The sequence below is a fragment of the Nocardia spongicola genome, assembly GCF_047200775.1.
Lineage (GTDB): Bacteria > Actinomycetota > Actinomycetes > Mycobacteriales > Mycobacteriaceae > Nocardia.
In genome coordinates this window covers 32,517-45,989 of record NZ_JBJZOO010000005.1, presented here as the reverse complement: position 1 = coordinate 45,989, position 13,473 = coordinate 32,517, and the positions used below count along the sequence as shown (strand labels likewise).

12 protein-coding genes and 1 tRNA gene are annotated in these 13,473 nt (G+C 66.2%); 11 read left to right on the top strand and 2 right to left on the bottom strand.

Translation table 11 applies throughout. From position 1 onward, the window contains the following. The first annotated feature begins 2 nt into the window (after window positions 1-2). Entirely contained in the window at window positions 3-1,085 is a 1,083-nt protein-coding gene (locus ACL02S_RS12375; protein ID WP_412802524.1) for a tartrate dehydrogenase, read from the top strand. Window positions 1,086-1,189: 104 nt separating this feature from the next. Here ACL02S_RS12375 and ACL02S_RS12370 read toward each other — a convergent pair whose 3' ends face one another. Beyond that, window positions 1,190-1,960: a metal-dependent transcriptional regulator gene (locus ACL02S_RS12370; protein ID WP_412802523.1), complete on the bottom strand. Its 771-nt coding sequence runs from the start codon at window positions 1,958-1,960 to the stop codon at window positions 1,190-1,192. 137 nt (window positions 1,961-2,097) lie between these two features. Between ACL02S_RS12370 and ACL02S_RS12365 the strand changes: the two genes are divergently transcribed. The 4 genes from ACL02S_RS12365 (at window position 2,098) to ACL02S_RS12350 (ending at window position 7,793) form a co-directional block, all read left to right on the top strand. Further along, window positions 2,098-3,069 (top strand): bifunctional riboflavin kinase/FAD synthetase, encoded by a 972-nt coding sequence (locus tag ACL02S_RS12365; RefSeq protein ID WP_412802522.1) that lies wholly within the window; start codon window positions 2,098-2,100, stop codon window positions 3,067-3,069. A 248-nt stretch (window positions 3,070-3,317) separates the two neighbouring features. Then, on the top strand, window positions 3,318-3,587 hold the full coding sequence (gene rpsO, locus ACL02S_RS12360; protein WP_063021162.1) for a 30S ribosomal protein S15: 270 nt from the start codon (window positions 3,318-3,320) through the stop codon (window positions 3,585-3,587). Window positions 3,588-4,110: 523 nt separating this feature from the next. Next, complete coding sequence (locus tag ACL02S_RS12355) at window positions 4,111-6,411, top strand: polyribonucleotide nucleotidyltransferase (RefSeq protein ID WP_412802521.1); 2,301 nt, start codon at window positions 4,111-4,113, stop codon at window positions 6,409-6,411. A gap of 41 nt (window positions 6,412-6,452) precedes the next feature. Beyond that, window positions 6,453-7,793 (top strand): M16 family metallopeptidase, encoded by a 1,341-nt coding sequence (locus ACL02S_RS12350; RefSeq protein ID WP_412802781.1) that lies wholly within the window; start codon window positions 6,453-6,455, stop codon window positions 7,791-7,793. 37 nt (window positions 7,794-7,830) lie between these two features. Here the strand turns inward: ACL02S_RS12350 and ACL02S_RS12345 are convergent, their stop codons facing one another. Next, entirely contained in the window at window positions 7,831-8,160 is a 330-nt protein-coding gene (locus tag ACL02S_RS12345) for an ArsR/SmtB family transcription factor (RefSeq protein ID WP_412802520.1), read from the bottom strand. Window positions 8,161-8,253: 93 nt separating this feature from the next. Between ACL02S_RS12345 and ACL02S_RS12340 the strand changes: the two genes are divergently transcribed. The 6 genes from ACL02S_RS12340 (at window position 8,254) to ACL02S_RS12315 (ending at window position 13,429) form a co-directional block, all read left to right on the top strand. Further along, on the top strand, window positions 8,254-9,471 hold the full coding sequence (locus tag ACL02S_RS12340; RefSeq protein ID WP_412802519.1) for an MFS transporter: 1,218 nt from the start codon (window positions 8,254-8,256) through the stop codon (window positions 9,469-9,471). A gap of 74 nt (window positions 9,472-9,545) precedes the next feature. Then, window positions 9,546-9,621, top strand: a tRNA-Gly gene (locus tag ACL02S_RS12335). 431 nt (window positions 9,622-10,052) lie between these two features. After that, on the top strand, window positions 10,053-10,991 hold the full coding sequence (locus tag ACL02S_RS12330; protein ID WP_412802518.1) for an oxidoreductase: 939 nt from the start codon (window positions 10,053-10,055) through the stop codon (window positions 10,989-10,991). Beyond that, a complete protein-coding gene (locus ACL02S_RS12325; RefSeq protein WP_412802517.1) occupies window positions 10,988-11,551 on the top strand; it encodes a TetR/AcrR family transcriptional regulator in 564 nt (187 codons plus the stop codon). The genes ACL02S_RS12330 and ACL02S_RS12325 overlap by 4 nt, the downstream gene beginning before the upstream one ends. A gap of 96 nt (window positions 11,552-11,647) precedes the next feature. Then, the gene (locus tag ACL02S_RS12320) at window positions 11,648-12,133 is read left to right on the top strand and encodes an FBP domain-containing protein (RefSeq protein ID WP_412802516.1); all 486 of its coding nucleotides are present in this window, start codon (window positions 11,648-11,650) and stop codon (window positions 12,131-12,133) included. A gap of 183 nt (window positions 12,134-12,316) precedes the next feature. After that, window positions 12,317-13,429: an alcohol dehydrogenase catalytic domain-containing protein gene (locus ACL02S_RS12315; protein ID WP_412802780.1), complete on the top strand. Its 1,113-nt coding sequence runs from the start codon at window positions 12,317-12,319 to the stop codon at window positions 13,427-13,429. The last annotated feature ends 44 nt before the right edge of the window (window positions 13,430-13,473 follow it).

The following is a 13,473-nucleotide window of genomic DNA, read 5'->3' as shown; positions in this document are numbered from 1 at the left end:
CGGTGAGTGGATATCGCCTCGCCACGATTCCGGGGGACGGGATCGGGGTCGATGTCACCGCGGAGGCGGTGCGTGTACTCGATGCCGTGCTCCCCGACCTGGTATGGACCGAATTCGACTGGTCCTGTGAGAATTACACGCGCACCGGGGCGATGATGCCGCCCGACGGTGTCGAGCAGCTCGCGGGCTTCGACGCGATCTTGCTCGGGGCGGTCGGTTTTCCCGGGGTGCCCGACCATATTTCGCTGTGGGGTCTGCTGATCCCGTTGCGCCGTGCTTTCGGTCAGTACGTCAACCTGCGTCCGGTGCGCCTGCTGCCGGGAACCGAGTCGGCGCTGCGCGGCCGGACCGCGGACGATCTGGACATTCTCATCGTGCGGGAGAACTCCGAGGGCGAGTACTCGCAGATCGGCGGTATGCACAACGAGGGGCGCCGCGACGAATTCGTGCTCCAGGAATCGGTATTCACCCGGACCGGATGTGAGCGGATCATCCGCTACGCCTTCGAACGGGCCGCCGAACGGTCGGGGCAGCTGTGCTCGGCGACCAAATCGAACGGGATCATCCATTCGATGCCGTACTGGGACAGCGTCTTCGAACGTATCGCGGCCGAATACCCGCAGGTGCGGACCCGGCAGATGCATGTCGACGCACTGGCCGCCGAGCTGGTGCTGCATCCGGACCGGCTCGATGTGATCGTCGGCTCGAATCTGTTCGGCGATATCCTCTCCGATCTCGCCGCCGCGATCACCGGCGGACTCGGCCTGGCGCCGTCGGGCAATATCAACCCGGAGCGCACCGGTCCGTCGATGTTCGAGTCCGTGCACGGCAGCGCCCCCGATATCGCGGGTCAGGGGATAGCGAATCCGGTCGCCGAGATTCTCGCGGGAGCGATGCTGCTCGAGCAGCTCGGTGAGTCAGCGGCGGCCACCGCGGTCGACCGGGCGGTCTGTGATGTGCTCGCCGCGGGCGAGGTCCGTACTCCGGATCTCGGCGGCACGGCGACCACCGCCGAACTCGGCAGTGCTATCGCGGCTCGTGCCGCCGAACTCGCCCACCGCACCGCGACTGCCGACCTCGGCTGATCCACCGCGGGTACGAGCCGATCGCTCTGTGATCGGCTCGTACCCGCGCCGCAGCAGGTCGGTTCGCACCGGAGCGGTGATTCCGGCGCAGGCCCGCCGCTGGCTCAGGATGTGAGCCAGATGGCTTCGGCAGCGGGATTGCCCAGGTCCGTGGCCGTCTCGGTGGTGCCGATGCGGATAGCGATGGTGCCTGCGAAATCGCGGCGTTCGACGACCGTGATGGTGGTGTCGAGGGCGATGCCGACGGAGTCGAAATAGCGCAGCATCTCCGGATCCGAATCGGAGATGCGGGCGACGCGGCCGGATTCGCCCGCGGTGAAGTCGCTCAGTTGCCTGGCGGGCGGGGTCGGCACCGCACCGTCCACCGAGGGGATCGGGTCGCCGTGTGGATCCCGATCGGGATAACCGAGTTTGGCGTCGATGCGTGCCATCAGCAATTCGGAGACCGCGTGCTCCAGTATCTCGGCTTCGTCGTGCACCTCGTCCCAGCCGTAACCGAGTACGTTCACCAGGAAGGTTTCGATCAGCCGGTGTCTGCGCACCATGGCGATGGCGGCGCGGCGCCCCTCTGGAGTCAGTGTGATCGCACCGTAGCGGGCATGCTCGACCAGCCCTTGGTCGGCCAGTTTGCGCACTGCTTCGGAGACGGTCGAGGCGGAGACGCCGATTCGTTCCGCGAGCAACTTGGTGGACACTCTGTCCTCGGACCACTCCTGCGCGGTCCAGATGACCTTCAGATAGTCCTGGGCGACCGACGAGAGCACAGGAGCGATCGTCGCGGTGCTTCCTCGGGCTTCGCCTGGCACAAGGGTGCCGGCCAGCTCACGTCGCGTGGCTATATCACGTTTACCGGGCACATACTCGAGCTTAGGCATTATGACGCTGATATACACATTCAGGCGCTGATATCCCCATTCGGGCATTCCGGTCGGTTCGCCGGGGATCGGAAACGTTGTGTGACATCAGCATGCCCGACTACTGCTCGCTACCCGGGGTGCGTAGGCTGCGCACTGTGCAGAGATGGCGAAGTCTCGACGAAGTGCCCGCGGATTGGGGGCGCTGCGTCCTCACGATCGGTGTGTTCGACGGCGTGCACCGCGGCCACGCGCAGTTGATCAGTAGGGCGGTGAAGGCCGCGGCCGCCCGCGGTGTACCCGCGGTGCTGATGACCTTCGACCCACACCCGATGGAGGTGGTCCGCCCCGGCTCGCATCCGGCGCAGCTGACCACGCTGACCCGTCGGGCCGAACTGGCCGAGGAACTGGGTGTCGACGTGTTCTGCGTCATCCCGTTCACGCATGAGTTCATGAAACTGACCGCCGCGCGTTACGTCCACGATCTGCTGGTCGAACGGTTGCATGTGGTCGAGGTGGTGGTGGGGGACAATTTCACCTTCGGTAAGAAGGCGGCGGGCACGGTCGAGACCATGCGTGAACTCGGTAAGCGGTTCGGCTTCGAGGTCGACGGCGTGACCTTGCTCGGGGAACACGCGGTGACCTTCTCCTCTACGTACATCCGTTCCTGTGTCGACGCGGGTGATATGGCGGCCGCGGCCGAGGCGCTCGGCCGTCCGCATCGGGTCGAGGGGGTGGTGGTGCACGGCGACGGCCGTGGGAAGCAACTCGGGTTCCCGACCGCGAACATCGCTCCGCCGATGCATGCCGCGATTCCCGCCGACGGGGTGTACGCGGGCTGGTTCACCGTTCTCGGCCCAGGTCCCCGCATCGGTACCGTTACTCCGGGTGAGCGGGCGATGGCCGCTGTCTCGGTCGGCACCAACCCGACTTTCTCCGGGCGTGCCCGCACCGTGGAGGCGTACGTGCTCGACGGCGAGGCCGATCTCTACGGTCAGCACGTCGCGGTCGATTTCGTGGAGCACGTACGCGGCCAGCGCAAATTCGATTCGGTGGACGAACTCATCGAAACCATGGGCCGTGATGTGAGCACCGCGCGCAAGATTCTGACCGCCGTCGGTGAACGGTGAGTGCCATCAGCACCTGCGGATAGGTCCCCGCGCATCGGGTGGCCGAGTCCATGGTGCTTATCGATAGGTCGCGCTCGCCGCGCAGCACGGCACGATCGACCCGGCAGACCAGGGATATCCGCTGTGATTTCGGCGGGAGCATCTGCTCCGGTAGGGTGGATCCTCGGGTTTGCTGCGGTCCGCGGTGGCGCCCACACCGGGTAACCGGATATTCGCGCGCGGAACTGAGAAACAGGAGTGGATGCCCCATGGCGCTGACCACCGAGCAGAAGTCGGCGATTCTGGCCGAATACGGCCTGCACGAGAAGGACACCGGCTCGCCGGAGGCGCAGATCGCGCTGCTGTCCAAGCGGATCGCCGACATCACCGAGCATCTGAAGAAGCACAAGCACGACCACCACACCCGCCACGGTCTGATGGCATTGATCGGTCGCCGTAAGCGGCTGTCGAAGTACCTGCAGGACAAGGACATCAACCGCTACCGTTCCCTGATCGAACGCCTCGGTCTGCGGCGTTGATCGTATTCGCCGCGCCGCATCGGCGGCGTCGCGAAGGTGCTGCCGGGTGACCGCTCGCGTGCGCGCGGGCGGGCTCGGTGGGTGTGCTCGGCGGTGCGCCTGCCGCCGCCGAAGCCCGGTATGCCGCATACCGTAGCGGTCGTCCGAGCGGTGGAAGCCCACCGGATTTCGGCGAAGCGAGGTAGCAGGTAGCTCGGCCAACGAGGAGACGTACAATCTCCTCGTTGGCTATTCGTGCATCAGGGGAGGAATCCGCTCCGCGGCACGACAACAGTGCACAGCCGTATGCACCCGACCGCGTGGCGTCGGTCTTCGGTAGTGGCCTTTCGACAGCGATTTCGCGTCGTCGGGCTTCGATCGATGACCGCCTCCGCGTCGCCGTTTCCAAGGGGATCCGGCCGGGTGCGCACGCGTCGGCCGGGAAGGCAGCCGCGTGCCCGTGCCCGGTGCGGCTGACGATAGCCGGATCGCGCCTGTCCGACAGGCGCTCGAGTCGGCGAAGACGAGAGGTTGAGAGAGAAGAATGACCGAAACAACCGAACGCAAGACCTCGGCAATCGAGGTCGAACCCGGTGTTTTCGAATCCGTCGCATTGATCGACAACGGCAGCTTGGGTACCCGCGTCGTCCGGTTCGAGACCGGGCGTCTGGCCCGGCAGGCCGCCGGCTCGGTCGCCGCCTACCTGGACGACGAGACCATGCTGCTGTCGGCAACCACCGCGGGTAAGCAGCCCAAAGACCAGTTCGACTTCTTCCCGCTGACGGTGGACGTCGAGGAACGGATGTACGCCGCGGGACGCATCCCCGGCTCGTTCTTCCGCCGTGAGGGCCGCCCGACCACCGACGCGATCCTGACCTGCAGGCTGATCGACCGTCCGTTGCGTCCGTCGTTCGTCGACGGCCTGCGCAATGAGATCCAGGTCGTGGTCACGGTATTGAGCCTGGATCCGAAGGATCTCTACGACGTGGTGGCGATCAACGCCGCGTCCGCGTCCACCCAGATCGCGGGCCTGCCCTTCTCCGGCCCGGTCGGCGGGGTGCGGGTCGCGTTGATCTCCGGTCAGTGGGTGGCGTTCCCGACCACCGAGCAGCTGGAGGACGCCGTATTCGATATGGTCGTCGCCGGCCGGGTGGTCGAATCCGGTGATGTGGCCATCATGATGGTCGAGGCCGAGGCCACCGAGAAGGTCATCGAGCTGATCGAGGGTGGCGCGCAGGCGCCGACGGAGGCGATCGTGGCCGAGGGCCTAGAGGCCGCCAAGCCGTTCATCGCCCGTCTGTGCCGTGCCCAGCAGGACCTCGCCGAGCTGGCCGCCAAGCCCACCGAGGAGTTCCCGCTCTTCCCGCCGTACGGCCAGGACGTGTACGAGGCGGTCGAGGGTGCCGCCAAGAGCGAGCTGGGCGAGGCGTTGAGCATCGCGGGCAAGCAGGAGCGCGAGGAGAAGATCGACGAGATCAAGCTCGCCGTGCTCGATCGCCTCGGTGACGACTTCGCGGGCCGCGAGAAGGAGCTCGGCGCGGCGTTCCGCTCGGTCACCAAGAAGCTGGTGCGCCAGCGCATCCTGTCCGATGGCTTCCGCATCGATGGCCGTGGTCTCGCGGATATCCGCGCGCTGTCGGCCGAGGTCGCTGTGGTGCCGCGCGCGCACGGTTCGGCGCTGTTCGAGCGGGGCGAGACGCAGATCATGGGCGTCACCACCCTGGATATGGTGAAGATGGCTCAGCAGGTCGACTCCCTCGGCCCGGAGACCAGCAAGCGCTATATGCACCACTACAACTTCCCGCCGTTCTCCACCGGTGAGACGGGCCGGGTCGGTTCGCCCAAGCGCCGCGAGATCGGCCACGGCGCACTTGCCGAGCGGGCGCTGGTCCCGGTGCTGCCCAGCCAGGAGGAGTTCCCCTACGCCATCCGTCAGGTGTCCGAGGCGCTCGGCTCGAACGGCTCCACATCGATGGGTTCGGTGTGTGCCTCCACCCTGTCGCTGCTGAACGCCGGTGTGCCGCTGAAGGCACCGGTCGCCGGTATCGCCATGGGCCTGGTGTCGGACACCGTCACCAATGACAAGGGCGAGGACGAGGTCCGCTACGTCGCGCTGACCGATATCCTCGGCGCCGAGGACGCCTTCGGCGATATGGACTTCAAGGTCGCGGGCACCCGCGAGTTCGTCACCGCGCTGCAGTTGGACACCAAGCTGGACGGTATCCCCTCGCAGGTGCTGGCCGGTGCGTTGAGCCAAGCGCACGATGCGCGCACCACCATCCTCGACGTGATGGCCGAGGCCATCGCCACCCCGGACGAGATGAGCCCGTACGCGCCGCGCGTCACCGCGATCAAGATCCCGGTCGACAAGATCGGCGAGGTGATCGGCCCCAAGGGCAAGGTGATCAATCAGATCACCGAGGACACCGGCGCCAATATCTCCATCGAGGACGACGGCACGGTCTTCGTCGGCGCGACCGACGGTCCCTCGGCACAGGCCGCGATCGATGCGATCAACGCCATCGCCAACCCGCAGCTGCCCAAGGTCGGCGAGCGCTTCCTCGGCACGGTCGTCAAGACCACCGCCTTCGGCGCCTTCGTCTCGTTGCTGCCCGGCCGCGACGGTTTGGTGCACATCTCCAAGCTCGGCAACGGCAAGCGCGTGGCGAAGGTCGAGGACGTGGTGAACGTCGGCGACAAGCTGCGGGTGGAGATCGCCGATATCGACAACCGCGGCAAGATCTCGCTGGTGCCGGTCGACGAGAACGCCGAAGAGCCCGCCGCCGATGCGGCCGATGCGGCGGCATCCGATACCGCCGATGCGGGTTCGGCCGGGGCCGAGTAGTACTCGCCCCTGTGACGAAGAAGAAAACGACGATTTCCCCTCTGCTCGATACCGGGCAGGGGGGTTCGTCACTCGAACTGAGTGTTGGCAGCGACAGCGGAGTGCGGCGTACCGTGCTGCCCGGTGGACTGCGCGTGGTTACCGAGCACCTGCCAGGGGTCCGGTCGGCATCCATCGGTATCTGGGTCGGGGTCGGTTCGCGCGACGAAGGTCCGACCGTCGCCGGTGCCGCGCATTTTCTGGAGCACTTGCTGTTCAAGGCGACCCCGACACGGTCGGCGAGGGGGATCGCCGAGGCCATGGACGCCGTCGGCGGCGAGCTCAACGCGTTCACCGCCAAGGAGCAGACCTGCTACTACGCGCATGTCCTCGACGAGGATCTGCCGCTGGCCGTCGATATGGTCTCCGATGTGGTGCTCAACGGTCTGTGCCGGGCCCAGGACGTCGATGTCGAGCGTCAGGTAGTGCTCGAGGAGATCGCCATGCGTGACGACGATCCAGAGGATCTGGTCGGCGACGCGTTCCTGACCGCGTTGTTCGGTGATCACCCGATCGGGCGCCCGGTGATCGGCTCTGTCGATTCCATCGAGGCCATGCGGGCCGCTCAGTTGCGGTCGTTCCATATGCGGCGGTACCGCCCGGACCAGATGGTCGTCGCGGTCGCGGGCAATGTGGAGCACGACCGCACGGTGGAATTGGTGCACCGCGCTTTCGCCGATCGGCTGGATCCGGCCGCGACGCCCGCGCCGCGGCGTGAGGGCCGGTTCCGTCCGCGGGGTGCGCCGGTGCTGCACTGGAGTCACCGTGACAGCGAACAGGCGCATCTGGTCCTCGGGGTGCGCGCTTTCGGCAGGCATGAGGGACAGCGGCGCTGGCCGCTTTCCGTGCTCAACACGGTGGTCGGCGGGGGACTGAGTTCGCGTCTGTTCCAGCGCATTCGGGAAGAGCGCGGATTGGCCTATTCGGTGTATTCCAGCGTCGATACCTTCGCCGATACCGGTGCGTTCTCGGTGTACATCGGCTGTCAGCCGGAAAATCTCGGCACGGTGGCGGCGCTCGCGCGTGGTGTGCTGGAGGAAGTGGCCGCCGACGGAATCAGCGCCGCTGAGTGTGTTCGGGCCAAGGGTTCGCTGCGCGGCGGTTTGGTGCTCGGTTTGGAGGATTCCGCCTCGCGGATGAACCGGCTCGGGCGTAGTGAGCTCAGTTATGGCAACCATCGCAGCGTCTCGGAGACCCTGGATCGCATCGACGCCGTCACCACCGACGAAGTATCGGACGTGGCGCGCACCTTGCTGGCCCGTCCCTTCGCCGTAGCGGTCGCCGGACCGTACAGGCGCACTCGTGAGCTGCCCGCGGCCGTTCGGCGGCTGGCGCCGAACTGACCCGCCGCCGACCGGGAATCCGTCGGCGGCGAGCCGGTCACTCCTGGTCGGCGCGGTTGGCAGCGGCGACGATCGCCGGGATCAGTCCGGGTAGTGCCGACTCCAGGTCGTGGATGCGCAGCCGCTGACAAGTCTGGCCACCGACGATCAGTCGTTCGGTGATGCCTGCCTCGCGCAGGATCTTGAAGTGGTGGGTGGCGGTCGATTTGTTGATCGCCTCGTAGAGCGCACCACAGCGGACTGCTGTCCCGGCGTTATCGAGCCTGCGCACCATCTCCAGGCGTACCGGGTCCTGTAGGGCGTTCAACACCGTGGGCAGCGCGGCCACCGGTGGCGCCTGCTGCGCGGTGGCTTCGGCTTCGGCCATGATTCGGCTTACTCCTCGGTTTGATGATTGTCGTACCGGATGTATTGTCGTTTTCGGTTCGATCACTATCAAACTTACCTGATCGGAGTTCCGATGGCAGCGACGATCGCGGCAGCCGCCCCTGAGCAGACCACGCAGCGCTGGGCCTATGCCCTGATTCTGGCGGCCACTGGTGTGGCGCTCGGGGTCTCGGGTGCCCCCGCGCCGCTCTATGGCGTCTACGAAGAACAATGGCACTTCTCGTCGCTCACCACGACCATCGTGTTCGCCGTCTACGCCGTGGCCGCGCTGGGCGCGGTGCTGGTGTCAGGGCCGATCTCCGATGTGGTCGGCCGTAAGCCGGTATTGCTCGGTGCCTTCACCGTCATGGTCGCCGGGGCGATCGTATTCCTGCTCGCCGACAGCGTGCCCATGCTGCTGCTGGCACGCGCGTTACACGGCTTCGCGGTCGGTTCGACCGTGGTCGCAGGCGCCGCCGCGCTGCTGGACCTGCGCCCGCATCGCGGTGCGCGGTCCGGGCAGCTCAGCGGTGTCGCGTTCAACGTGGGGATGGCGGTGGCGATCCTGGGCTCGGCGCTGCTGGCGCAGTATGCTCCACATCCACTGCGCACCCCCTATGTGGTGGTCACCATCGTCTGTCTGATGGTCGGCGTCGGTGTGCTCGCGCTGCGCGAACCGCACTCCGTGCGCGTGGCCGGACCCATCCGGATCGCGAAACCAGCTGTACCGCAGGAAATCCGGGCCGAATTCTGGTTCTCCGCGCTCGGCGTGATGGCGGCGTGGTCGGTGCTCGGCGTGCTGTTGTCGCTCTACCCCTCGTTGGCCGCGCAGCAAACCGGTATCCACAACCTGGTCTTCGGCGGCGCGGTCGTCGCCTCGACCGCGTTGTCGGCTGCCATCGTGCAGTTGTTCGCGACCAGAGTGCCCGCTCACCGCGCCGCGATCCTCGGCGACACCGGTATGGCGCTGTCGCTGCTGCTGACCGTGCCCGTACTGGCTACGCACAATTGGATCGCGGTGCTCGGCGCGGGAATTACGCTCGGCGCGACTTTCGGTCTCGGCTTCGGTGGTTCGCTGCGTCACTTATCGAAGGTCGTGCCGCAACACAAACGCGGCGAGACGATGTCGGCGTACTACCTGCTCGCCTATTCCGCCATGGCATTGCCCACCATCCTGGCCGGCTGGGCCGCGACCTCCTGGGGCTTGGCCGCTGTGTTCCCATGGTTCGTCGGTGTCGTCGCCCTGGCCTGCCTGACTGCCGCCGGACTCGGCCTGCGCAGTAGCCGGGTGACGGCGCACCGGCCCCGCTGAGCGGCGATTGGCTTTTTCTCCTTGCTGTCCGCTAATGTTCTGTGACGCGTCACGGACAGCACCGTGATGCGAATGCGGATGTAGCGCAGCTGGTAGCGCATCACCTTGCCAAGGTGAGGGTCGCGGGTTCGAATCCCGTCATCCGCTCCACAATCAGGTGCTCCGTCATCGGTCGGATCGACAGGGCGGAGCGGGTGTACCGATCGTGGTCGGCCGCGAAGCTCGCTGTAAGACATTCATCGCTGATGTGTTCGCGCAATGTCCTTCTCTGTTGTGGAACTCCGCTCAACGGAACATTCTGGTTGCGCATATGTCGAGGGGTTCTGCTCTGCCTACGTACATGACGCGGATCGGTTCGCCGGGGTCCGACTGCCGACTGCATCGATGACGGCGATAGCGCGGTGGCCCGTACAGTCGATCAGTTGTTTGTCACGGCATTCGGCAACGCCACTGCTGCTCGTTCTCGGCGGAATCATAATCACCGCCGAACTCCCTGTTTCCGATGTGGGCGAGCATTCCATCACCGGCCTCGGCCCTGCTAGCATTCAGTTACTGAATGAATATTCAATCAGGAGGCTCTCATGTTCTGGAATGCGACAAAAATCCCTGATCAACGCGGTCGGACCGCTGTGGTGACCGGTGCCAACGGCGGGCTTGGGCTCGAAACCGCGCGGCAGCTGGCCGCGAAGGGCGCGCATATCGTGATGGCGGTACGCAACCAGCAGAAGGCATCGGCCGCGGTCGACGAGATCCGCCGGACCGCGCCGGACGCTTCGCTCGAACTGGTGGCATCGGACCTCGCATCGCAGGCCTCGGTCCATGCTGCGGCCGAGCGGATCCTCGGCGCACACCAGCGCATCGATATGTTGATCAACAACGCCGGTGTGATGGCGATCAGCGAGACGAAGACCGTCGACGGGTTCGAGATGCAGTTCGGTGTGGACCATCTGGGGCATTGGACACTGACCGCACTGCTGATGCCCGCATTGCTGCGGACCGAGGGCGCGCGGGTCGTCACGGTGACAAGCACAGCGCATCACGCGGGCCGCGCCGTCGACCCGGCCAATCCGCACCTGGAGGGCCGCTATACGCCGTGGCGCGCCTACAGCCAGGCCAAACTCGCCAACTTCCATTTCGGCCTCGGACTGCAGCGTGAGTTCGACAAGGCTGGTGTGGACACCGTCAGCCTGATCGCGCATCCGGGACTGTCGAACACCGATCTGCAAGCGGTCAGCGTGCAAGAGTCCGGTGGCGGACTGAGTCAACGGCTCTCGCTCTTGGCTGCCCGGCGTACCGGGATGTCTCCGGCCAACGGTGTGCTGTCCCAGCTGCGCGCGGCGACGGACCCGACCGCGAAGGGAGGCGAGTTCTACGGGCCGCTATTGGTCAACAACGGACCGCCGGTGCGCAAACCGATCTTGCGCCGGATCGGCATGGGTACTGCGATCGCCAAACTGTGGGAGGTCTCCGAGCGTGAGACCGGGGTATCGATCACAGTGTCCACCCCGGCACACAAGTGACGACAAAGCCGGTGGACCGCGCTGCGGCGGTCCGTCGAGCGTTGCGCGCATTGGTGGCGCGCAATGGTTTCCACGGCACATCGATGAACGCGGTCGCGAAGCAGGCTGGTGTGGCGACCGGTACCGCCTATACCCATTACGCGTCCAAGGACGAACTGGTGCTGGCCACGTACCGGGAAACGAAGGCATGGCTCGCGGCCGCCGTCACCGCGGGGCTCGATACCGCCGCGCAGGCGGCCGAGCGTTTTCGCAGCGCCTGGGTGAGTATCTACCGCTATTTCGAAGCACATCCCGATCACGCCCGCTTCCTGTTGCAGGTGGACAACTCGCCGTATCGGGAGGCCGCGCACCACGCGGCGATCGCTGACGGTGACCCACTGGTGGACCAGATGGTGCTACCCGATGTCGCTTCCCGGCTGCTACCGCTTCCGCTGGAGGTGCACTACGAACTCGGCTTCGCTCCGGCCGTGCGGCTCGCGACCGCCGGGATCGAACTGACCGAGGAGCAGCTCGACGAGATCGCCACCGCGTGCTGGCGGGCGGTCTGTCTGCCGAACTGACTTTCGACGCTATCGGCGGAAAATCCGTTGTCCGGCCGCGGCGCCGTACGTAACGTCACTTCGGTTTGTGCATTGATCAACCGAAGGAGATCGGTCATGGAGCCCGTTACCGAACGCGATATTCGGTCGTCGTTCGTCAACTGCTCGAAAGGGGAGGCCAAGCGGCTGTCCGTGCCGAAGAACCTGAACGAACGGCCGTGGGACGATCTGGACTTCCTCGGCTGGAGTGATCCGTCCCTGCCGGGGCGCAGTTACCTGGTCGTCCCGCAAGAGGAGCGCTTGATCGGTGTCGTACTGCGCTATGCCACCGGCGGTACGGGGCGGACACAGCTGTGCTCGATCTGCCTGACCACGCATATCGGCGGCGTCTCGTTGATGACCGCGCACAAGGCCGGGGAATCCGGGCGCCGGGGTAACTCGGTCGGTAGCTATATGTGCACCGACCTCGCCTGCTCGCTCTACGCGCGTAACAAGAAGCGGCCCGCGCGTGGAACCCGATCCCGAGAGGATCTCACACCCGAGGAGAAGGCAGAGCGGGCGCGCGAGAATATGGCCGCGTTCCTCGCGAAGCTCTACACCTGACCGTTCTTCGAGGTATGGATGCCGACCGCGTCGCCACTGCGGCACGGAGTGGTGCTCGACTCCGGGGAAAGCCGCCGCCTGTCCGAGTTCATCGGTTCACCCGCAGTGTTGTATGTGGCGAAGCCGAGGGCGAATACACACGGCCCTGGGCGTGGTATGTACCCACACGGTAACGTCGGCGGAATGAAAATCCGTGGCGCGGTCCTGGAGCGGATCGCGGCACAGGCGCCCTACGCCGAATCGATGCCGATTACGGTGTGTGACTTGGATCTGCGCGACCCCGGCCCCGGGGAGTTGCTGGTTCGGATCGAAGCGGCGGGACTGTGCCATTCCGACCTGTCCGTCGTCGATGGCAACCGGGTGCGGCCGGTGCCGATGCTGCTCGGACACGAAGCCGCGGGGCGGGTCGAGATGGCCGGCCCCGACGCGGGCGATATCGCGGTCGGGCAGCGCGTCGTGATGACGTTTCTGCCTCGCTGTGGCGAATGCTCGGGTTGCGCGACGGGCGGTCGCACGCCCTGTGTGCCTGGCAGCGTCGCCAACAATGCGGGCGAACTGCTCGGCGGGGGACGGCGATTGCTCCGTGACGGCGCCGAGGTGCACCACCATCTGGGCGTATCCGCGTTCGCCACACACGCGGTGGTGGATCGCAGATCGGTGGTCCCGATCGATGACGATGTGCCCCCCGAGGTCGCGGCCGTGCTCGGCTGCGCGGTGCTGACCGGTGGCGGTGCCCTGCTGAATTCGGCGAAACCCGCTGCCGGGGACCGGATCATGGTCGTCGGCCTCGGTGGGGTCGGTATGGCGGCGGTCCTGGTCGCTGTCTCGCTCGCCGTGGCGGGCCATGAGGTCATCGCCGTCGATACCGTGCCGGACAAACTGAAACTCGCAAAGGAACTGGGTGCCGACGCGGTGTACACACCTGCCGAGGTCGCCGAGCTCGGTGTGCAGGCCGAGGTGGTGGTCGAGGCCGCGGGCAATATCCGTGCCTTCGAGACCGCCATCGCCGCGACCGCACCCGGCGGCACCACGGTCACCGTCGGATTGCCCGCGCCCGATGCGGTGGCGAGCATCTCGCCATTGGCTTTGGTCGCGCAGGGGCGTTCGATCGTCGGCAGTTATCTCGGTTCCGCCGTGCCTTCCCGCGATATTCCCGAGTACGTCCGGATGTGGCGGTCGGGCCGGCTGCCGGTGGAGCGGCTCATCTCGGCGCATATCGGTCTCGGTGAGATCAACCGTGCCATGGACGAACTCGCCGCGGGGAACGCCATGCGACAGATGATCGTCTTCGACTGAGGCGGTCGTCCGGAATCACCGACGGTAGTCGAATGGTGGCTGAG

Coding starts and splice junctions, on each gene's coding strand:
- ACL02S_RS12370 (WP_412802523.1), bottom strand. CDS start 1,960: ATGCCTAAGCTCGAGTATGTGCCCGGTAAACGTGATATAGCCACGCGA.
- rpsO (WP_063021162.1), top strand. CDS start 3,318: ATGGCGCTGACCACCGAGCAGAAGTCGGCGATTCTGGCCGAATACGGC.
- ACL02S_RS12355 (WP_412802521.1), top strand. CDS start 4,111: ATGACCGAAACAACCGAACGCAAGACCTCGGCAATCGAGGTCGAACCC.
- ACL02S_RS12345 (WP_412802520.1), bottom strand. CDS start 8,160: ATGGCCGAAGCCGAAGCCACCGCGCAGCAGGCGCCACCGGTGGCCGCG.
- ACL02S_RS12340 (WP_412802519.1), top strand. CDS start 8,254: ATGGCAGCGACGATCGCGGCAGCCGCCCCTGAGCAGACCACGCAGCGC.
- ACL02S_RS12330 (WP_412802518.1), top strand. CDS start 10,053: ATGTTCTGGAATGCGACAAAAATCCCTGATCAACGCGGTCGGACCGCT.
- ACL02S_RS12320 (WP_412802516.1), top strand. CDS start 11,648: ATGGAGCCCGTTACCGAACGCGATATTCGGTCGTCGTTCGTCAACTGC.
- ACL02S_RS12315 (WP_412802780.1), top strand. CDS start 12,317: ATGAAAATCCGTGGCGCGGTCCTGGAGCGGATCGCGGCACAGGCGCCC.